This window comes from Pseudoalteromonas sp. BSi20439, from assembly GCF_000241165.1.
GTDB lineage: Bacteria > Pseudomonadota > Gammaproteobacteria > Enterobacterales > Alteromonadaceae > Pseudoalteromonas.
Genome location: NZ_BADW01000168.1, coordinates 1 through 20,865, shown reverse-complemented (window position 1 = coordinate 20,865; position 20,865 = coordinate 1). Strand labels below are relative to the sequence as shown.

Sequence of the window (20,865 nt, the reverse complement as noted above, 5' to 3'; positions counted from 1 at the left end):
ATTTTTAATAATGAAGTTATGAATTAACTTTGAATATTACTGAGGATACTTAGAAATAGTGGGGCGATTGACGGGGCTCGAACCCGCGACAACCGGAATCACAATCCGGGGCTCTACCAACTGAGCTACAACCGCCACTACATACACCTTGTTTGGTGTGGCGCGCATAATACATAATATCCCCATGCTTGTGAAGCAAAAAATCAAAAAATTAAACTTATTTTAAGTATTCTATATTTAAGCTATTGGCAACGGGCAACGGGCAACGGGCAACGGGCAACGGGCAACGGGCAACGGGCAGCTCGAATCCCTAATCCCGCGCAAGATTTTCTTCTCTGTGTAGCGCGTAGCGCCTCGGTGTACTCTGTGGTGCAAAAAATTAAAACACTATTTACCACAGAGGTCACAGAGTTCACAGAGGTAGAGATTAAAGACAAAGATTTTAGGTTTTAGGTAGAGATTAAGCCAAGCATGGTGTTTGTATTGAACGTGAGCGGTGGTTATCCCGCGCATTTTATTAAACCCTGCGCGAGGTAAACTCCCGCCTACGGGTATAAAAAACCTCGCTATATTAACCGTAAGGTTTTTAAATTCCTCGAACCTCGAACCTCGAACCTCGAACCTCGAATCCCGCACAAGATTTTCTTCTCTGTGTAGCGCCTCGGTGTACTCTGTGGTTCAAAATGGTTTGTAGGCGCTGGTTATCCCGCGCAGGTGGTTTTAGGTAATAAACTTATTCACAAAGAGGTTAAGAGACGCTGCGCTTTTAGAGCTAGTGAAAAACAATTAATCACTCGGGCTCATGGTTATTGTTTTCTCATTTACTCCTCATTCACCTCTCTTTGTGCAAAAAGATCTTAAAGAGATTTTATTCACCACAGAGGGTTAGAGCACACAGAGGAAATGATTAAAGACATGTTTTATTTGTTTTGTCTTCCCCCCTGTGTCAGGATAGTTGTCGCCTCTAACTTTTAATAGAGGCAATAAAATGAGACGTCGATTTACACAAGAATTTAAAGTTCAAGCTGTTGAAAAAGCATTATCTCAATGTGATGATGTTCGCCTAGAAGATATTGCGTTTGATTTAGGCATCGGTTATTCAACCTTGCAACGATGGATTACGCTTGCTAAAAAACATGAACTTGAAACTAAAAATAATGGTAGTCACATGACAACAGAAAAACGCCCTCATGACTGGAGCTTAGAAGAAAGGCTTAATGCCATTATTGAATGTGCGAGTTTAGATGAAGCAGCTCTTAATGAATATTGCCGTGCTAAGGGGCTTTACCCGCATCATATTAAACAGTGGAAGCAAGATTTTGCTAAAGGGCCTTCAACGAAGCCCATAAAATCAGACAGTAAACAGCTCAAACAAGAAATTAAGCAACTTCAAAAAGAGCTTAATCGTAAAGACAAAGCGTTAGCAGAAACAGCTGCCTTACTTGTACTCAAAAAAAAAGCAGATGCGCTTTGGGGTTTCAACGAGGACGATTAACCAGCTCAACTGAACGTCATGAACTGATAAAGCTCATTACCGACGCGCAGAAATCAGGGGCAAGGCAAGCAAAAGCATGTGAGTTACTTGGTCTAACGGCAAGAACAATTCAACGCTGGATTGAAGCTGATGATATGACAGATAAGCGAACGAGTACGATAAAGCGACCACCTAACAGGCTAACTGAATTAGAGCAACAGCGTATTATTAAGACAGTAAATTCAATAGAATACGGACATTTACCACCCAGCAAGATAGTCCCTAAACTATTAGATAAAGGTGTGTGGATAGCATCAGAAAGCTCGTTTTATCGTGTTATGAAATCACATAAATTATTAACACACAGAGAAAAAGTTAAACCAAATAAAAAGATAAAAAAACCAAAAGCGCTCAAGGCAACACGTGTAAACGAAATTTATACATGGGATATCACATATTTGCCAACAGCGGTTAAAGGTCAGTTTTTATACTTATATTTAGTGATGGATATTTATAGTCGAAAAATAGTTGGTTGGCAGGTTCATGACACACAGCTAAGCACACTGGCGGCTGATTTAATGGTAGATATTTGCAGGCGAGAGCAGGTAAAGCCAGATCAAGTCACGTTGCACTCGGATAATGGCAGTCCAATGAAAGGGGCAACGTTATTGGCAACATTGCAGGAGTTAGGTATTGTGCCTTCATTTAGCCGACCGTCAGTGAGTAATGATAATCCTTATTCTGAATCGCTATTTAAGACGTTAAAGTATCGCCCAGAATACCCTGAAAAAGCCTTTGAAAGCATCGGTAGTGCAAGGAAGTGGGTTAACGGATTTGTTGATTGGTACAACGATGAGCACTTGCACAGCGGTATTAAATTTGTCACGCCAAACCAGCGTCATTTAGGATTAGATAAAGCGATACTAGCGAACCGTCACCGAGTAAATGAAATAGCGAAATTGCAGAATCCAATTCGTTGGTCAGGAAAATCTAGAGATTGGACAATGATCAATGAAGTAAATTTAAATCCAGAGAAAAAAGAAGCAATGCGGGCGGCATAAAATTTAATTTGATGCGACAACTAACTTGAAAAACTCCGCTTCTCTGTGAAGCGCGTAGCGCCTCGGTGTACTCTGTGGTGCAAAAAATTAAAACACTATTTACCACAGAGGTTACAGAGTTCACAGAGGAAGAGATTAAAGACAAAGATTTTAGGTTTTAGGTAGAGATTAAGCCAAGCATGATGTTTGTATTGAACGTGAGCGCTGGTTATCCCGCGCATTTTATTAAACCCTGCGCGAGGTAAACTCCCGCCTACGGGTATAAAAAACCTTGCTATATTAACCGTAAGGTTTTTAAATTCCTCGAACCTTGTAAAACGCTGTTGCAAACACGTATTAAAGATTTACAATACAACAAACAATATCGCTAAACTGCTAAATAACACTATCAGGAGTTAATATGGATTCAATACTCAATTGGCTGAATGAAAATTCAGGCTTAATTTTACACTATGGTATTCAGGCAGTTATAGCGCTTGTTATATTTTTACTGGGTGGACGAATTGCTAAATTTTGTGCAAAGTTAACCGAAAAAGCATTCGACAAGAAAAAAGTAGATAAAGCGGTTTCATCGTTTGTCTCTAGTATTGTATATGCCATTGTATTTGCAGCCACTATTTTAATGGCGCTGTCACAAATTGGCATCGAAACCACGTCATTCATTGCTATTTTAGGTGCGGCAGGTTTAGCCGTTGGCTTAGCACTGCAAGGGTCGTTATCTAACTTTGCGTCAGGCGTATTAATTATTCTACTTCGCCCATTTAAATCAGGTGACTATGTTGAAGCGGGCGGCAAAGCCGGTACGATTAAAAAAATCGAAATATTCTCAACTGAAATGCGCACTCCTGACAACAAAGTAATTGTAATGCCAAATTCAAAAATCATGTCAGATGCAATCATTAACTACTCACGCGAAGCAACTCGCCGCGTTGACCTTGTGATTGGCGTTGGCTACGACGCCGACTTACGAAAAGCAAAAGAAGTACTTAAATCAGTGCTTGATAACGAACCGCGTATTTTAAAAGATCCTGCATACAACGTATCGGTTTCTGAACTTGCAGATTCAAGTGTTAACTTTATTGTGCGCCCGTGGGTTAAGTCAGAAGATTACTGGCCAACATATTGGTCGTTAATGGAAAACATTAAAATAGCGTTAGACGACGCAGACATTACTATTCCGTTCCCACAAATGGATGTTCATTTACATAAGCAAGACTAATTTTTAAAATATTTATTTTATTAAGGCAGCGATCATATGAGATTGGTTAGCATGTGCGCTGCTTTTTTTAATAAGTATACATATTATATTTACAGGGTTATTTTTTAATGAAACTTAAGCTTTTATCAATTTTAGTAGCAGCCTCAGCTACAACCAATGCATTTGCAGCAGAAGAAGAACAAAAAACCTGGGAAGTAACCAGTGAAGTAGGCGCTATTATTACCAGCGGTAATACCGAAACAACCACCCTAAAAGGTGGTATTAAAGTATTGCATAACCTAGAGTACTGGAACAACGAATACAAGCTAGACGGCATCTACAAAGAAGATGAAGTAGAAAACGACGACGGTACAAAAGAAAAACAGCGTACTAACGAAAAGTACTCTATTTCAGCGCAGGGTAATTACAAATTAAACGAAAAGCACGCTCATTTATTTATTTATGGGTCGCACGTATCTGATTACTTTGGCGCATACCGAAGTGAATCAGTTATTTCAGCGGGTTATGGTTTACGTTTACTAAACGAGTCAAACATGAAATTAAACGCTGAAATTGGTCCAGGTTATAAGTACTTTAAATACCCAGATGTAAGCGAAGAGGTTGATGAAAACGGCAACTCACTAGCGGGTGAATACGAAGGCGAAGTAATTGCCTTAGGTAAAGTAGATTTTAGCTGGAAAATTTCAGACAACGCACGTTTTACTCAGTTAGTGTCTGTTGAATATGGTGATACAAACACTAAAACTCGCTCAGAAACCGCACTGCTGACTAAAATTAATGGCTCACTACAAATGAAAGTAGCCTACAATATCACTAATAACTCAGATGTTGCTGACGATAAAGAAGCAACTGATACAGAGACCTCATTAACATTGGTGTATAGCTTTTAACCAATAGCGGTTTTAATAACAATTATGTAATAAAAGAGGCGGTTGCCTCTTTTTTAATTACGCGAAAATGGTGTATGATACGCGCATTATCGACTGTAGAACTAGGGAAATACCTACTCGTGAACTTTTTTAAATACTTTATTAGTGCGCTGATAATTATCAGCAGCTTTAACGCATTGGCTTTTACCCCAAGTGCATCGCAAATAGAGCAATTTAAAAAGTTGCCTAAGTCTCAGCAGCAGGCGCTTGCAAAACAGTACGGTGTTGATCTATCGGTAATAACTGGGTCAAGCCAATCAAGTAATCAACCTCAAGTTGAAGAACCAACAATCGGTCCTCGTTTAGTACAACAAGAGCAAGCAGCAAAAGCAGAACCATCAAAACAAAACCCTAATACAGTTAAGCCATTTGGTTATGAGCTTTTTGCCGGCGAACCCACCACTTTTATGCCTAGCGAAACGTCAGCAGTACCCGATACGTATTTAGTTGGCCGAGGCGATCAGTTATTAATTAACTTTTATGGTAAAGAAAGCGCAAGTTTTGAAGTGATTGTTGACCGTGAAGGCCGCATTAATATTCCCGATTTAAGCCCTGTACAAGTAGCGGGCTTAACCTTTGCTGAAGTTAAAGAATTAATAAAAGTTAAAGTAGAACAAGAAGTTATTGGCGTTAAAGTATTTGTGTCGCTCGGCCAGTTACGCAGCATGCGTATTTTAGTACTTGGCGAAGCATACAAGCCTGGTAGTTATAATGTATCGTCTTTAACTACTGTATCGCATGCATTATTTGTAAGCGGTGGTGTGTCGGATATTGCTTCACTGCGTAACATTCAAGTAAAGCGTGCGGGTAAAGTAGTTGCTAATTTTGATTTGTACGACCTACTTATTCATGGCGATAGCAGTAACGATATAATTTTAAAGCCAGGTGACGTAGTATTTGTACCTTCAGTTGGTGCACAAGTAAAAGTAGAAGGCTTAGTGAAACGCCCAGCTATTTTTGAACTTAAAAAAGGCGAAACGGCGAAAGAATTACTAGCTATGGCTGGCGGCTTAAAACCTGGTGCCTATACTAAAAATGCCGTGGTAGAGCGTTTTAAAAACAACCGCAAAGAAGTACTTACCGTAGACTTTTCTGCTAGCAATATAATAAATTACATTCCGCAAGACGGCGATCGCATTCGTTTTAACACGGTAAGCGCACAATATAATAACGTTGTAAATTTAGTGGGGGCAGTAGTTCGCCCTGGCAGCTACCAGTGGTATGAAGGTAAACGCATTTCCGACGTGTTAAAGTCGGTACGTGGTGATCTACTACAACAAGCTGATTTAAGTTATGGCTTAGTAATTCGTGAAATAAATATTAGTGGTGATATAGAAGTGCATCAGTTTGATGTTGCGCAAGCCATTGTAAAAAATGCTAAAAACGACTTAACCCTTAACGCAAACGATAAAATTATTATATTTAGTGAGTTTGAGCAAAAGCAGCAAGAGCAACTTACTTTATCAACCACAGGGTCAGGCACTAAAAAAGATAAATCTATTGAGCAAGCTGCTCAAGATGAAAATAGTAACAATTTAAGCGCTGATAGCTATTCACCATACAGCCGTAATAATTTACTAGCGCCAATAATTAAACAGTTGAAGCAACAAGCTTCAACGAATAAAGCAATACAACTAGTAGAAATTAACGGTAAGGTTAGTTACCCGGGGGTTTACCCTTTAACCGTAAATGGCCGTGTAGCTGACTTAATAACAGCCGCTGGGGGCTTGTTAGAGTCGGCTTACACCAAAGAAGCTGAAATAACCCGTATGGTTGATGGCGATGCTTCACAAGTAGAACATGTAAAAATAAACCTTGAACAACTAATAGGTAGTAACGAAAGCAGCCTTGCTTTACAAAGCAAAGACAGCTTAAATATTTTTGCAATTCCAAACTGGCAAGAAAACGTTAAGGTAACTTTAAAAGGTGAGTTTAAATTTCCGGGCACCTACACCATTCGCCGCGGTGAAACCTTAAGTAACCTACTAGAGCGAGCAGGTGGCTTTAGTGATTTTGCAGAGCAAAATGCCGCTATATTTACCCGCTTATCGGTAAAGCAACAAGAGCAGCAACAGCTAGCACGTTTAGCAACAGAGCTACGCCGTGATGTGGCATCAAAAAGCTTTCAAGACTCAGTCAGCACAAGTGCACTATCGTATGATGAAATGAACAAGTTACTCAATGACCTCGCAAGTGTAGAAGCATTAGGCCGTTTGGTAATAGACCTGCCGCTTATTCAAAATAACCAGCAAACCTTAGTGCTTCAAGATGGTGACACTTTATATGTACCTAGCAAACGCGACTCTATTAGTGTTGTGGGTGAAGTAAACTACTCAACCACTCATCTTTATAAAGCAGGTATAAGTGTTGATGACTACCTAGAACTAAGTGGTGGCTTAAAAGAACGCGCTGACGATGACCGTATTTATATTATTAAAGCCAATGGCGCAGTAAGCATACCTAACTCAGGTAATTGGTTTGCTTCAGGTAATGAGCAAATGCTAGAACCAGGCGACACCATAGTAGTGCCAATGGATGCAGGCCATATGGATAAGCTAACGCTGTGGAGCACTGCAACGCAAATACTTTACCAACTAGGCGTAGCAGTAGCCGCAATCGGAAGCTTGTAATATAGGTAATAGGCGCAAGGAATAAATAGGTATTAGGCTCTAGGTACGAGGAAGACCTAGAACCTAAACCCTAGAACCTAGTTTTTTTTGTAGGCGGGGCTTTACGCCGCGCAGGCTTTTCTATGAACCTAGAACCTAGAACCTAGAACCTAGAACCTAGAACCTAGAACCTAAAACCTAAAACCTAAAACCTATTTTTTTATCAGACCGTAGGAACTGCAACCTAGGGGCGGAAGCGTGCCCGAAGGGCTAGACAAGCAAATAGTTTTGCTTTCAAGCTGGAGCGAGAGGAGCTCTGCGACGAACTGGAACGTGAAGCGTGCCCGAAGGGCTAGACAAGCAAATAGTTTTGCTTTCAAGCTGGAGCGAGAGGAGCTCTGCGACGAACTGGAACGTGAAGCGTGCCCGAAGGGCTAGATAAGCTTACAGCGACGAGCCTAGAGCCTAGAGCCTAGAGCTCGAAGCTCGAAGCTCGAAGCCCAAAGCTCGAAGCCCAAAGCTCGAAGCCCGAAGCTCGAAGCTCTAAAATTAACTAACTGTAAAAACGCTAAAACCTGCTACATTTTTACTTTAAAGTATTACTTTAGAGTTAAAAATGAAATACGAAAATCTAGAAGTTTGGCAAAGAGCATTTAAGTTAAGTTTATTAATTTATAAAAGCTTTCAGCAGCTCCAGGATTATGGTCTAAAAGATCAAATGTGTAGATGCTCTGTTTCTGTACCTAGCAATATTGCAGAGGGGATGGAAAGAGGTTTTGAAAAAGAAAAAACTCGCTTTTTATGGATTGCCAAAGGCTCCATAGGCGAATTAAAAACACAAGTTATGATTGCTTCAGAATTAGGATATATCAATAGCTTAAAAGCAGGTTATATTCTCGAAGAATGTGAGGTTATTGCAAAGATGCTAAGCAGATTAATAACGGTCATTAAAAATAGCTCTTAACCAATAGCTCGCGGCCCGAAGCCACTTACTAGAACCACGAGACCCATATGAATAACCCAAGTACATTACAAAATAACGAGCCAATGCCAAGCAGCGGATATAACAACCCCAACATCGCCGATGATGAAATCGATTTACGCGAACTCTTTGCGGTTATTTGGCAAGGAAAATGGCTAATTATAGCAATTACGGCACTGTTTGCAGTTGCATCAGTTGTTTACGCAATTAGCCAACCTAATATTTATAAGTCTGAAGCGTTGTTAGCCCCTGCAGAGCAAGAAGGTGGCGGTGGTTTAAGTGCCCTAGCTGGGCAGTTTGGTGGTTTAGCGAGTTTAGCGGGTGTTAATTTAGGTGGCGGTTCAAGTAACAAAGCACAATTAGCTATTGAAGTGTTAAAGTCACGCCAGTTTACCAGCGACTTTATTCAAAAGCATAATATATTAGCCGACTTAATGGCTGCCGAATCATGGAATATGCAAACGAATACGCTTGTGTATGATGATGAAATATACGATGCTGAAAACAATAAATGGGTGCGTGAAGTAAAAGCCCCCTTTGCGCCTGAGCCTTCAATGCAAGAAGCGTATAAAGAATTTAGTAAAATTATCAGTGCCAACACAGATAAAGAAACCGGTATGGTTAAAATCTCAATAGAGCATGTTTCTCCTTATGTTGCACAGCAATGGGTAGATTGGTTAATTAAAGATATTAACCAAACCATGAAACAGCGTGATGTATTAGAGGCAATAAAAAGTACCGACTTTTTAACACAGCAGCTAGAGCAAACAAAAATTGCTGATATACGTGCGGTACTATACAAGCTAGTTGAAGAGCAAACTAAAACAATCATGTTTGCTAAAGTACGCGACGAATACGTATTTAAAACAATTGACGCAGCATTAGTACCAGAAGAAAAATTCAAGCCTAAACGCGCTCTAATTTGTGTGCTTGGCGTACTTTTAGGTGGAATGCTAAGTGTAATGATAGTATTGATCAGACACTATGTAGGTAACTCTAAATCCTAGAACCTATTTCTAGAAGGCCTATTGGGCACTTTTTAGAAAAAGTACTAAATCAAGCAATTACAATGAGATAGTCTAAATTGACTGTCTCATTTTAGAAAAAAGTGTCTCAGTGGGGTGAGTAATTACTGAGATGAAAAGTTGTAAAAATTCAATGTAATTATAGTTCATTACTTAGCGAGTGAGCGTATTTCAAGACTGGAATCATGTTATGCCATGATTTTTATATTGGAATTTGACTATAATAATTTGGTCTGAGGGTTATGATTTTTGATTGTTAGCCTCTAAACAAAACTACTTCTGTTAGTAGTTAAAATATATTTTAAATTTAGATGAATATGGAAATATAAATGTTAAATAACAAATCAGTTTTAATAACCGGCGGCACAGGTTCTTTTGGTAAAAAATTTATAGAAACTATTCTTGACCGTTATCCGGATGTAAAAAAGATAATTATCTACTCGCGTGATGAGTTAAAACAGTCACTAATAAAGCAAAAATATCCTGCTTACGATTATCCCCAATTACGATTTTTTATTGGTGATGTGCGTGATAAAGAACGTTTAACTCAAGCATGTGAAGGTGTTGATGTAATTATTCATGCTGCAGCAATTAAGCAAGTTGATACGGCAGAATACAACCCAACAGAATGTATCCGCACTAATATAGACGGTGCTGAAAATGTTATTCATGCCGCATTAGCATGTGGTGTAAAAGATGTTGTTGCATTATCAACAGATAAAGCATGTGCACCAATTAACTTATACGGTGCTACTAAGCTTGCATCAGATAAGTTATTTGCCGCGGCTAATAATATTCGTGGTTCTAAAGATATTAAATTTAGCGTTGTACGTTACGGTAATGTTATGGGCTCTCGCGGTTCAGTAATCCCTTTCTTTTTAGAAAAACGAAAAGATGGTGAGCTACCAATTACACATAGGGAAATGACGCGTTTTAATATTTCATTGCAAGCAGGTGTTGATTTAGTCATGTTTGCATTAGGTCATCACTTAGGTGGCGAGATATTTATTCCAAAAATTCCATCATATAAAATTTTAGATATTGCTGAAGCAGTTGCACCTGAATGTACTATCCGTGATGTAGGAATTCGCCCTGGTGAAAAGCTTCACGAAGAAATGATTACTGATACAGACTCACTCAATACAATTGATTTAGGTCCTTACTATGCAATCTTACCTTCTGTTTCTTTTACTTACACCGAAGATGAGTATTTAACACACCATAAGGCAACAAAAGTACCATTTGGTTTTAAATATAACTCAGGAACAAATACTGAGTGGGAAACAATAGAAGGCTTACGTCAACTTATTGTTGAACATGTTGATCCAACATTTGAAGTGTAGAGATAATTAAATGATACCGTATGGAAAGCAAGATATATCAGAAGCGGATATAGACGCTGTTATAGATGTATTAAAATCTGATTTTCTCACACAAGGGCCAAAGGTTCCTGCGTTTGAAAGATCATTGATGGATGCAACCGGTGCCGATTATGCATTGGCAGTTAATAGCGCAACGTCAGCCTTGCACATAGCTTGTTTGGCACTTGAGTTAGGGAAAGGAGATACGTTATGGACAACGCCTATCACTTTCGTGGCTTCAGCGAACTGCGGATTGTATTGTGGTGCAACTATTGACTTTGTGGATATTGATCCAGCAACTTATAATCTCTGTCCAAAAGCATTAGAAAAAAAGCTAGTTCAGGCTAAACAACAAGGTAAGTTACCTAAAGTTGTTGTTGCCGTGCACTTATGCGGGCAACCGTGTGATATGAAGGCAATCCATGCGTTATCCCTAGAATATGGCTTTAAAGTCATTGAAGATGCTTCACATGCAATAGGTGGGCGTTATTTAGAACAACCAATTGGATCATGTGAATACAGCGATATTACCGTGTTTAGCTTTCACCCTGTTAAAATTGTTACCACCGCAGAAGGTGGTGCGGCATTAACGAATAGCAAAGCACTTGCAGATAAAATGGCACTTTACCGTAGTCATGGCATCACACGTGACGAAGCATTAATGGAAAATGCTTCGCATGGTGGCTGGTATTATGAACAAATTGATGTAGGCTTCAACTATCGTATGACAGAGCTACAAGCTGCATTGGGTGTTTCCCAAATGAAACGTTTGAAGAAGTTTGTAGCAGCACGTCATAAACTAGCTACGCGTTACTATGAAAAACTAGCTAATTTACCTATTACGTTGCCATATCAATTACCTAATACATACTCAGGCTTACATTTATATGTTATTCGTTTAAACCTAAATGAGATAACAAAAACCCATAAAGAAGTGTTTGATTCGCTAAGAGAAAATGGAGTTGGTGTTAACCTGCATTATATTCCAGTGCATTTTCAGCCTTACTATCAAAAAATGGGCTTTAAGCAAGGCGATTTCCCCCATGCAGAAAGCTATTACAGCAATGCTATTTCATTACCGATGTTCCATGGTATGACCTATGAGCAGCAAGATGAAGTTATCAGTAAGCTAACACAAATATTAGAAGTCTAATCATGAATATAGCAATCATTCCTGCCCGCGGTGGCAGTAAACGCATACCCCGAAAAAATATTAAAGAGTTTCATGGTAAGCCAATGATTGCTTATTCAATTGAAGCTGCTTTAGAGAGTAACTGCTTTGATAAAGTAATTGTATCGACAGATGATTCAGAAATAGCAGAAATTGCTATAAAGTATGGTGCAGAAGTGCCGTTTATGCGACCTGATAATATTGCAGATGATTACGCAACCACCCTTGATGTAATAAAGCACGCTATTGAATTTACAGAACAGCAAGGTTGGGGAGTTGAAAACGTATGTTGTATTTATGCAACCGCTCCATTTTTAACACCTGAATTCATAAAAAAAGGCCTACAAGAGCTAACTAAAAGTACTATAGATTATGCCTTTAGTGCTACTAGTTTTCCTTTTCCAATTCAAAGAGCGATTAGGCTCAATGCGCAAGAGCGCGTAGAAATGCTCCAGCCTGAGCATTTAAATACACGCTCTCAAGACTTGGAAGAAGCCTATCATGACGCTGGCCAGTTTTACTGGGGGACAGCCATTGCTTTTTTAAATGGTAAGTCCTTTTTTTCACCTCAGTCTAAAGCTATTTTACTGCCTAGAAAGCGGGTTCAAGATATTGATACACCTGAAGACTGGGAGTTAGCAGAGGCTTTATACAAGGCGCTACAATGAAAGTAGTGTTTAGGGTTGACGCGTCACAGCATATTGGTAGTGGGCATGTGATGCGCTGTTTAGTGTTAGCCAAAGTACTTAGGCTTGAAGGACATACAGTTGTATTTGCAACACGTCGCCAGACTTCAGACCTTAATACGTTTATAAACGATAAAGGCTTTGAACTAATTCACTTAATACAACCTACTTTATGGAAAACACCCAAGAATACCGCTGACTATGCGGCTTGGTTGCAAGTTAGTGAAGAGCAGGATTACCAAGACTTTGTCAGTAAGGTGGAAAACGCTGACTTAGTTATTGTTGATCATTATGGTATTAATGCAGATTGGCACCGCAAAGTGAAACGGTATTTAGCTTGTACTTTAATGGTTATAGATGACTTAGTTAGAAAGCACGATGCGGATATAGTATTGGACCAAACACTTAATCGATGTGCAACTGAATATACTAATTTGCACCCCTGCTTAGCGTTGACAGGCACGGACTATGCTTTATTAAAGCCAGACTTTGCTCGTGTAAGAGAGAGGCTGCAAACACAGCTACCACATAAACACACTTTATTAATCAGTATGGGAGGTATTGATCAACCAAATGCCTCACTAAGCGTCTTACATGCTTTACAAAATGAAGCACAAAAATTACCAACAACCGTTTTGTTAAGTAAGCGCTCACCTAATTATGAGCAAGTAAAGTCATTTGCTCTAGCAAACAGCGAGTGGGTCGAGCACATTGAGTTTGTAGATGATATGCCCATTTTTATGGGGCAATATAGCATTATGATTGGTGCTCCAGGTTCAACCTCGTGGGAGCGAGCTTGTTTAGGTATTCCGTCAATTATTGTTCCTATTGCAGATAACCAAAACACCATTGCACAACAACTAGAAGAAGCTAACGCAGTAAAAGTAGTTAAATTAAATAATATTGCAAATGAGTTGTCTGGTGCACTACAAGAAATTATCACTCATTGGCAACGATATCGCACACATAATTTAGCATTATGTGATGGTCTGGGGTGCAAAAGAGTGACCCTGCAATTAAAAAGGTTTATGAAGTTATGCTAAAGGTGGCTCTACTTTGTTCTGATAAAAATCACCCTGCTTATAAGGCATTAGTGCACTGGAAAGCACTTAATGAGCAGCGTTATGAGATAGAACTACTAACCTCAGTAGATGAAATAAGCAATAAAGGTACTTTACTTTTTTTAGTGTCGTGTAGTGAAATCGTAAAAAAATGTCATCGCGATTACTTTGAGCATACTTTAGTTCTTCACGCCAGTGATTTACCAAAAGATAGAGGGTGGAGCCCTCACATTTGGGCTATTGTGAATGGTAAAAACACACTGACACTTTCGTTATTAGAAGCAGAAGATAAAGTAGATACTGGGGCAATATGGAAAAAAGTAGATATTACGCTCGATGGCAGCGAGCTATATGACGAAATAAATCAAAAGCTATTTGATGCTGAACTGCAGTTAATTACATGGGCTTGTGAAAATGTTTATACTATAGTACCAACCCCTCAAGATGAAAGCGCGACAAACTATTTACGTAAACGCACCCCAGCAGATAGTGAAATAGACATTAATAAACCACTTGTAGAGCAGTTTAATCAACTTCGAGTGTGCGACCCCGAACGATTTCCAGCTTACTTTTATAAAAACGGCTGTAAGTATAAAATTAAAATAGAGAAGTATTAGTATGAATGAATTTATTACTATTGATGGCAAAAAAATAGGCCCGGATTTTCCTCCATATATAATTGCAGAGCTATCAGCAAACCATAACGGTGATATAAACAGGGCGTTTAAAATACTTGAAATGGCGAAACGTTGTGGCGCCGATGCAATTAAATTACAAACCTACACGCAAGATACTTTAACAATTGATTGTGACAAGCCTGATTTCAAGATTGAAGGCGGCCTTTGGGACGGTCGTACATTGTATGACTTATACTCTGAAGCACATATGCCATGGGAATGGCATAAACCGCTTTTTGAAAAGGCAAAAGAGTTAGGCATTACTATTTTTAGTTCGCCATTCGACTTTACAGCTGTTGATATGCTGGAAGAGCTTGGTGCACCTGCATATAAAATAGCATCCTTTGAAGCGATAGATCTACCGCTTATTGAGTACGTCGCGAAGACAGGTAAGCCAATGATTATTTCAACGGGGATGGCGAACGAAGAAGAAATTCGTGAAGCGGTTGAAACTGCAAAGAATGCGGGTTGTAAAGAGCTGGTCGTGCTCCACTGTGTAAGTGGATACCCTGCTCCGTCAAGTGATTATAACTTGAAAACAATTCCGGATATGGCTGAGCGTTTTGATGTGCTTACTGGGCTTTCAGATCACACTATTGATAATACCACTGCAATTACGTCAGTGGCGTTAGGAGCATGTTTGATAGAGAAGCATGTCACGCTCGATAGAAAAGGTGGTGGGCCGGATGACAGCTTTTCACTTGAAGAGCCAGAGTTAAAACAGCTTTGTGCAGATAGTAAAACAGCATGGGCTGCCACTGGCGCTGTTAATTATGAGCGTAAAGAGAGCGAAAAAGGAAATATGATATTCAGGCGTTCATTGTATGTAGTAAAAGATGTTGCTGCTGGGGAAGCGTTTACTCATGAAAATGTCAGAAGTATTAGGCCTGGTTACGGATTAGCACCAAAGTACTTAAAAAATATTGTCGGAAAAAAATCCATAAAAAATATTTCTAGAGGAACCCCTTTAGCGGAAGATTTCCTGTAATGATTGCTTATGTTGACTCCCCTTTTCAGTTATTACAGATGTATGAGCTAAATGAGCAACGCAAGAGTTTTTGTAAAGTCTACATCCGCCTAAATGGTAAAATGGAAAATGATAAGCAGCTTAAGAGTTTGGTCAAGCTTTTTGGTTTGGCTGATTATAGGTTTATTCGAGTGGTGAAGGGATATGAAAAGGCCTATTACTATTTCATATTTTTGTTTTTATCAATTATGAATACTCAAATTATCATTGGAGATGCCAACTGTTTTTTATTTAAGTTGCTAAAGCAGTTTTTGCCGAAGTCAAAGTTTTTACTTTTAGACGACGGGGTTGCAACTATAAATGATGTCGAGATCAATAAACATTACAGCCGTTTTACTATTTTCCCTGATTATGTAAAAGACTCACTAACTAACGACTTTAAAGCGATTAAAAAGCTAATAGGGGAAAAAAAAGTTGTTTTGAAGCATGTGATTGTTGGAGCAAAGTTTATAGATGCAGGTATCTGCAGTGAGCTATCTTATGATACTGCACTAAGCAAGATTATTTCTAATCTAAATTTAGATGAAGTATCTTGTGTTTATATTCCCCATAGAGGTGAAACTGATGCTCAAATCTCAAGATTAAAGAATAAATTTCCAATAGAGATTATCAGAACAGATTACCCCATAGAGTTACTAGCATTAGAAACGGGTGTTTATCCAGCCACCATAAGCCATACTTTATCTACAGCAGTCTACTCTATGAAAAAAATTTACACGAATGTAGATATGTATACATGTAAAATCCCATCTAGTGAGGTTTTACTAAGAAAAGAGTCTATAGAGCGCTTATATCAACAACTTGAAGATGAAGCATTTACATTTTTTTTAAAATGATTCAAAAGGATATGTTATGAATCTATTGATAGTATTACTTAAAGAGTTATTGGAGTCAGCTTTAAGGAACATAAGGTTGGTAAGAGTTCAAGGAAAAGATACTTCTATAAACAAAACATTAAACAGAGATGGTATTGTTGTAGAAAGCAATTTTTTTAACTCCGAGCAATGTAAGTATTTTAGAGACAAGATAGATAGTTATATATATAAAGGCGAGAGCAATGTTTGGCAAGATGATTTGGGCGCAGATAACCGTGTTTATTTCATTAACGAAATAGATTCTGAATTTGAGAAGTTTTACTCAAACCCATTAATTCGAAACGCACTTTTGAAATACACTGGTACAAGTAAACCCAATGGTATGTTACTAGCAGCTAGAATTGATGCGAAAGAAGGGAACTTAGGTTCTGGAGGTGGTTGGCATAGAGATTCACCTATAACCCATCAGTTTAAAGCGATATGTTACCTGAGTGATGTAGGGCCTAGTAATGGACCATTTCAGTACATAAAAGGATCACATAGTAAGATGAATGTAATTAAGTCTTACTTAAAAAAGATTTTTAAAGCAGGCCAGTATCGTTTTACTGAAAAAGAAATTAAAAACTACCTTTCATATAGCAAAACTGAGATAAGCGATATGGTAGCTCCTGAGGGAACTCTAGTGTTTGCAGACACAAAAGGCTTGCACAGAGGGAAACCCATAGAAAAGGGGAGTCGGTATGTGTTGTTTTGTTACTTCTGGGATGGGGTTATACCAAAGCACTTTGAAAAACTTAGACAAAAATAAATGAAATTTTCAAATTTGCTCATGAAACTTTCTAGTGTGAGTATTTTAACTTCGATATTAACTCTTTTGACCTCATTCATATTAGCAAAGGTCATGCAAGTTGAAGATTTTGGTGAATATTCTTTTTACCAAAGCATTCTGATGCTACTGATTAATATTGTGCCGTTTGGGACCCCTCTAGCTATAGCTGTTTTTGTAAATACTGGTACAAATAAAAAGGTGTCAAAAATACTCGACAATACTTTATTTATCCTTATTCCATCCGCTTTTGGGACTATGGTAGCTATGTTGGTTTTGTACTCAGCTTTTACAGAACGCCTTGAATTAGTATATTTAATTATAATTATTAATTCAGTATTTATGTCTATAAATATATTGTTTATAAGTTATTTAAGAACTACCCAGCAAGTGAAACGATATGCCATACATTTCTTTATCTACACTTGCTGTATCACTATCGCTGGCTTGGTTGGGTATGTTTTTTATAGTCAGGTAATCACTTTTTACTTAGCTATCTTGTTGTTTCTATTAATACCTACGTTTATCTCAATAAAGCACTTACATACAGATTTTAAAATTGGTAGTTATATAAGAAATAAAAAAGTATTTTTCACTTGGTCAATAAAGTATGGAACACCAATAGTCGCAAGTACTTCAGTAATGTCTTTTTTGGTTGTTGGTGATAAAATTATTTTGGGTTTTCTAGCTAGCAACAGTGTAGTTGCAAGTTATGCAATTGCGGCCTTATTGGCTTCAACCTCATTATTTGTCGTGAATAATTTTGCGGCTGCATGGAGTAGTTACTTATTTAAGAAACTCTCTAAGTTATCCTCCAAGGAAATATATAGTTATTATGGTAAACAAAAATACAAACCACTTTTTGCTTTACCCCTATTATTTATTTCTTACTTACCACAACTTTTTGCATATAAGATCTTCTTCGCAAGCAGGTATCCTAAATTAGAGCTTACAATATTACTATTAAACACTGCATATACGTTGTTGGGTATATCAAAGTATTTTATGGGCTATTTAAACTACTTTGGAAAGAATGTTTTTATTTTTTATTCTGCTATTGTAGCGTGCTTCACATTGATAATTACAAGTAAATACACATATTCTATCGAACTATACGGGCTCTCTATTTCTGTATTATTGGCATTTGCAACATTGCTTCTATTAATAGTGTATTTTACCAATAAGGTTTTACTTAATAATGTTAATAAATAAAACACTCAACTTTCTTTACAAGACTTTTGATTATAGGTTTTATAAGAAAAAATATAACGTAGATATCAAATTTAATGGCTATGGAATAAGGTTTGTAGGAAATGGCTGTTTCGTTTGTCACGAAAATAGTTACATTAGTTATAATTCATTTGTAAATTTGGCTGAAAACACAACGTTAAAAATAGGAAAAAATGTTTCCATCAGTAACTTTGTAAGAATATATACGTCTGGGTTTAACACAGAAGTATTGATACGTAATGGTCATAAAGAAGCAAAAGATGGCGATGTCACCATTGGTAGCAATGTTCTGATAGGATCTGGGTGCTTTATTTGCCCAAATGTTACCATAGGAGATAATGTAGTAATTGGTGCTAACTCTGTTGTTGTTTGTGATTTGCCTAGTAATACTGTCTGTGCAGGCTCTCCTGCAAAAGTAATTAAATATTACGATTGATAATTAGCCTGTGGAGCTTGTGTGGATAAGGTATATTTAAACTGTTTTTTTGTTTTTTGTGTTTTTTAATTGCGACTTATCTTCCTGGGTTGTTATTTTATCCTTTTTTTTGTGAGGGGTTTTCCGCTTATTTTAATTACAATGAAGGTCTTTATTCATACTTTTTTATTTTATCGTCTGTTTTTATTTTAGTAACATTCTTGAGTTTTTATCTCCTTGATAAAATCCCACTAGTGAGAACAAGATACTTGGATTCAACTTTAGTCTATTACGTTATTTTTTTCATAGTAATCCTTTATTTTGCACTTTCGATTAATTTTGCTGTTAATTTTACTTCAAGCTTTAGGCATAAGAATAGGCTTGCTGATGCAGGACCTTTAGTTAGTATTTTATTTATGATGAAGCCAATTGTTTACTTTATAGTTTCACTTGCTGTAATACACATACTTAACGGTAATGTATTAGGCCGAAATAGTAAAATATTTATGTTTTTAATATTGATATCTACAATTATGTTTTTAAATTCGTCTATGCAATTTATATTTATTATCTTGGTTGCTATCGTTTTGTGGGCACCAAAACTATTAATAGTGAACTTTAAGGAGTTAAACTTTAAAGCATTGTTTTTAGTTATCGTATTAGCTCCATTGGTATGTATATTTGTTATTTTCATTGGTATAGGTAATAAGGTTGGGTATGATTATTTATTAAGTAATGAAGGTTTAAGTTTTTTAATGGGCTTTGGTGACCTTTTATTTCCTAGAATGTCGACATCCTTATTTTCATCAGTTGTAATATTTGAAAAGGCATTAAATGGCACTTTTTTTGGTAACGATGTAATTAGTGGTATTGAAGCAACATTATCTAACAGATTCGCGCTAATTAATTCCTCTGGTACATTTGATCCAAGTTTAATTGATACCGTAAATAGGCTTAATTACCTCGAGGTTTTTTCAAATCACGCCGAAAGAGCTGGGGCTTCACCTGGGATAATTGCCTCTAGTTTCTTTACACCATTGTTTCCATTTTCTTTCTTTATTGTACCTCTGTACGTGGCATTTATATTTAGATCACTTAGATATCATATGTCTAAACAGGCTAAGTTTAGCCTTTTATCATTTTTAGCTTTACCTTATTTAATAATTAACTTATTTGAGTCACCTCTTAATATTTTCTATATATTTGATCCGATACTAATTCTCTTTTTAAACGTCTGTTTTTTCGGCCGTTTTGTTAACATTAATGCTGTATTTAAAAAATAAATAAGGCAAAAAAATGAATGAAAAATTGTTTTCTGTACAAGTATTAAGGGGTTTTGCATGCTTGGCAGTTATAATCTCTCATGCGATAGGGAAAGCCTTAAATAGTGAAAGTATTGTTCTACCACTTTTTATATCTAGCACACCTGAACTTATAACTTTCGGGCATTTCGGTGTGGATTTGTTTTTTATTATTAGTGGCTTTATTATGTTCACAGTTCACTATAAGGACTTCGGCACTAATGGGGCTTGGAAAAAATTTCTTATCGCTCGATTTATTCGTTTAGTACCTATTTATTGGCTATTATCTTCTTTGGCATTAGTTATTTTATTGATAGCTCCTGAGTTATTCCAACATCGCAGCTCTGCTGAGATCTACTGGGTGCTGGGTTCATACTTTTTTATTCCTGTTACTACGTCTTATGGTTTGTCATCACCCTTGCTTGGCGTAGGGTGGAGCCTTAATTATGAAATGCTTTTCTATATTTCATTTGCATTCTTTTTGTGTTTCTTTCGTTCTTATAAATCATTAGGTATTTTATCTATTATTGGTTCAGTAAGTGTTATTATAGGGGGGAACTGGCACTTAAAAGTAACAGGTGAGATTATGTCCCTAATTACCAGTCCATTGTTACTCGAATTTCTAATAGGTATTTTTTGTGGTTACTTGTTTATTTTTCATAAGGACACTTTAGTACACTATAAACGTTATTTTTTGCTTGGATCCTTTATAATTTTTCTATGTAGTTTTATCTATATACCATCCAACTATGGCGAAAGGTTTCTCCTGTGGGGAGGAGGCAGTGCCTTGCTTCTTATCAGTGCATTAATGTATGAATATCTATTTCAAAAAACTAGTTATTTTAATTATGTATTTGAAAGGTTTGGGGCTGCTTCATATTCTGCATATCTAATTCAGGTTTTCTCTCTACCTTTCTTTTCGAAGGTGTTTTTGTTAATGAATCTTGGTACCAATTGGTTGATTTATGTGGTTTTTATTGTTTTTGGTACGGTTTT

Annotated in this window: 18 protein-coding genes and 1 tRNA gene; 18 read left to right on the top strand and 1 reads right to left on the bottom strand. The window is 37.3% G+C overall.

Features of this window, described 5'->3' with window-relative positions:
- Positions 1-59: 59 nt before the first annotated feature.
- Positions 60-135 (bottom strand) — tRNA-His (locus P20439_RS13425).
- 853 nt (positions 136-988) lie between these two features.
- On the opposite strand from P20439_RS13425, the gene P20439_RS13415 reads away from it, so the two are divergent.
- The 18 genes from P20439_RS13415 to P20439_RS13325 all read left to right on the top strand — a co-directional run.
- Positions 989-2,535 (top strand): IS3 family transposase gene (locus P20439_RS13415; RefSeq protein WP_138956975.1). Its coding sequence is split into 2 segments (ribosomal slippage): positions 989-1,448 and positions 1,448-2,535, totalling 1,548 coding nucleotides; the frame shifts between segments, so codons are not numbered across the junction.
- A gap of 400 nt (positions 2,536-2,935) precedes the next feature.
- A complete protein-coding gene (locus P20439_RS13410; protein ID WP_008113937.1) occupies positions 2,936-3,754 on the top strand; it encodes a mechanosensitive ion channel family protein in 819 nt (272 codons plus the stop codon).
- A gap of 107 nt (positions 3,755-3,861) precedes the next feature.
- Positions 3,862-4,644, top strand: a complete 783-nt coding sequence (locus tag P20439_RS13405; RefSeq protein ID WP_008467662.1) for a YdiY family protein — start codon at positions 3,862-3,864, stop codon at positions 4,642-4,644.
- Between the two features lie 119 nt (positions 4,645-4,763).
- On the top strand, positions 4,764-7,313 hold the full coding sequence (locus tag P20439_RS13400; RefSeq protein WP_008467660.1) for an SLBB domain-containing protein: 2,550 nt from the start codon (positions 4,764-4,766) through the stop codon (positions 7,311-7,313).
- 595 nt (positions 7,314-7,908) lie between these two features.
- Positions 7,909-8,256, top strand: a complete 348-nt coding sequence (locus P20439_RS13390) for a four helix bundle protein (protein ID WP_008131632.1) — start codon at positions 7,909-7,911, stop codon at positions 8,254-8,256.
- 47 nt (positions 8,257-8,303) lie between these two features.
- The gene (locus P20439_RS13385) at positions 8,304-9,281 is read left to right on the top strand and encodes a Wzz/FepE/Etk N-terminal domain-containing protein (protein WP_008467656.1); all 978 of its coding nucleotides are present in this window, start codon (positions 8,304-8,306) and stop codon (positions 9,279-9,281) included.
- A 347-nt stretch (positions 9,282-9,628) separates the two neighbouring features.
- A complete protein-coding gene (pseB, locus tag P20439_RS13380; protein ID WP_008467654.1) occupies positions 9,629-10,642 on the top strand; it encodes a UDP-N-acetylglucosamine 4,6-dehydratase (inverting) in 1,014 nt (337 codons plus the stop codon).
- Between the two features lie 10 nt (positions 10,643-10,652).
- Positions 10,653-11,813 carry a UDP-4-amino-4,6-dideoxy-N-acetyl-beta-L-altrosamine transaminase gene (gene pseC / locus P20439_RS13375; protein WP_036934122.1) on the top strand — a complete coding sequence of 387 codons (1,161 nt, stop codon included), beginning with the start codon at positions 10,653-10,655 and terminating at the stop codon, positions 11,811-11,813.
- A gap of 2 nt (positions 11,814-11,815) precedes the next feature.
- Positions 11,816-12,499, top strand: coding sequence for a pseudaminic acid cytidylyltransferase (gene pseF / locus P20439_RS13370; RefSeq protein WP_008467650.1), 684 nt, complete (start codon positions 11,816-11,818; stop codon positions 12,497-12,499).
- The gene (gene pseG / locus P20439_RS13365) at positions 12,496-13,560 is read left to right on the top strand and encodes a UDP-2,4-diacetamido-2,4,6-trideoxy-beta-L-altropyranose hydrolase (protein ID WP_008467648.1); all 1,065 of its coding nucleotides are present in this window, start codon (positions 12,496-12,498) and stop codon (positions 13,558-13,560) included. The genes pseF and pseG overlap by 4 nt, the downstream gene beginning before the upstream one ends.
- A complete protein-coding gene (locus P20439_RS13360; RefSeq protein ID WP_008467646.1) occupies positions 13,554-14,195 on the top strand; it encodes a formyltransferase family protein in 642 nt (213 codons plus the stop codon). Before pseG ends, P20439_RS13360 begins: the two co-directional genes overlap by 7 nt.
- Position 14,196: 1 nt before the next feature.
- The gene (pseI, locus tag P20439_RS13355) at positions 14,197-15,243 is read left to right on the top strand and encodes a pseudaminic acid synthase (RefSeq protein ID WP_008467644.1); all 1,047 of its coding nucleotides are present in this window, start codon (positions 14,197-14,199) and stop codon (positions 15,241-15,243) included.
- A complete protein-coding gene (locus P20439_RS13350) occupies positions 15,243-16,118 on the top strand; it encodes a hypothetical protein (protein WP_008467642.1) in 876 nt (291 codons plus the stop codon). The genes pseI and P20439_RS13350 overlap by 1 nt, the downstream gene beginning before the upstream one ends.
- Positions 16,119-16,134: 16 nt before the next feature.
- Positions 16,135-16,905 (top strand): phytanoyl-CoA dioxygenase family protein, encoded by a 771-nt coding sequence (locus tag P20439_RS13345; protein ID WP_008467639.1) that lies wholly within the window; start codon positions 16,135-16,137, stop codon positions 16,903-16,905.
- Positions 16,906-18,135, top strand: coding sequence for an oligosaccharide flippase family protein (locus P20439_RS13340; protein WP_008467636.1), 1,230 nt, complete (start codon positions 16,906-16,908; stop codon positions 18,133-18,135). It begins immediately after the preceding gene.
- Positions 18,122-18,589 (top strand): acyltransferase, encoded by a 468-nt coding sequence (locus tag P20439_RS13335; RefSeq protein WP_036934115.1) that lies wholly within the window; start codon positions 18,122-18,124, stop codon positions 18,587-18,589. Before P20439_RS13340 ends, P20439_RS13335 begins: the two co-directional genes overlap by 14 nt.
- A gap of 248 nt (positions 18,590-18,837) precedes the next feature.
- A complete protein-coding gene (locus tag P20439_RS13330; RefSeq protein WP_138956974.1) occupies positions 18,838-19,851 on the top strand; it encodes a hypothetical protein in 1,014 nt (337 codons plus the stop codon).
- Positions 19,852-19,864: 13 nt separating this feature from the next.
- Positions 19,865-20,865: acyltransferase (locus P20439_RS13325; protein ID WP_036934109.1), on the top strand; the 1,001-nt coding region annotated here is incomplete at its 3' end.

What these genes read in the sequence shown, in the direction of transcription:
- P20439_RS13410 (WP_008113937.1), top strand. Translation starts at nt 2,936, where the DNA reads ATGGATTCAATACTCAATTGGCTGAATGAAAATTCAGGCTTAATTTTA.
- P20439_RS13405 (WP_008467662.1), top strand. Translation starts at nt 3,862, where the DNA reads ATGAAACTTAAGCTTTTATCAATTTTAGTAGCAGCCTCAGCTACAACC.
- P20439_RS13390 (WP_008131632.1), top strand. Translation starts at nt 7,909, where the DNA reads ATGAAATACGAAAATCTAGAAGTTTGGCAAAGAGCATTTAAGTTAAGT.
- P20439_RS13385 (WP_008467656.1), top strand. Translation starts at nt 8,304, where the DNA reads ATGAATAACCCAAGTACATTACAAAATAACGAGCCAATGCCAAGCAGC.
- pseB (WP_008467654.1), top strand. Translation starts at nt 9,629, where the DNA reads ATGTTAAATAACAAATCAGTTTTAATAACCGGCGGCACAGGTTCTTTT.
- pseC (WP_036934122.1), top strand. Translation starts at nt 10,653, where the DNA reads ATGATACCGTATGGAAAGCAAGATATATCAGAAGCGGATATAGACGCT.
- pseF (WP_008467650.1), top strand. Translation starts at nt 11,816, where the DNA reads ATGAATATAGCAATCATTCCTGCCCGCGGTGGCAGTAAACGCATACCC.
- pseG (WP_008467648.1), top strand. Translation starts at nt 12,496, where the DNA reads ATGAAAGTAGTGTTTAGGGTTGACGCGTCACAGCATATTGGTAGTGGG.
- P20439_RS13360 (WP_008467646.1), top strand. Translation starts at nt 13,554, where the DNA reads ATGCTAAAGGTGGCTCTACTTTGTTCTGATAAAAATCACCCTGCTTAT.
- pseI (WP_008467644.1), top strand. Translation starts at nt 14,197, where the DNA reads ATGAATGAATTTATTACTATTGATGGCAAAAAAATAGGCCCGGATTTT.
- P20439_RS13350 (WP_008467642.1), top strand. Translation starts at nt 15,243, where the DNA reads ATGATTGCTTATGTTGACTCCCCTTTTCAGTTATTACAGATGTATGAG.
- P20439_RS13345 (WP_008467639.1), top strand. Translation starts at nt 16,135, where the DNA reads ATGAATCTATTGATAGTATTACTTAAAGAGTTATTGGAGTCAGCTTTA.
- P20439_RS13340 (WP_008467636.1), top strand. Translation starts at nt 16,906, where the DNA reads ATGAAATTTTCAAATTTGCTCATGAAACTTTCTAGTGTGAGTATTTTA.
- P20439_RS13335 (WP_036934115.1), top strand. Translation starts at nt 18,122, where the DNA reads ATGTTAATAAATAAAACACTCAACTTTCTTTACAAGACTTTTGATTAT.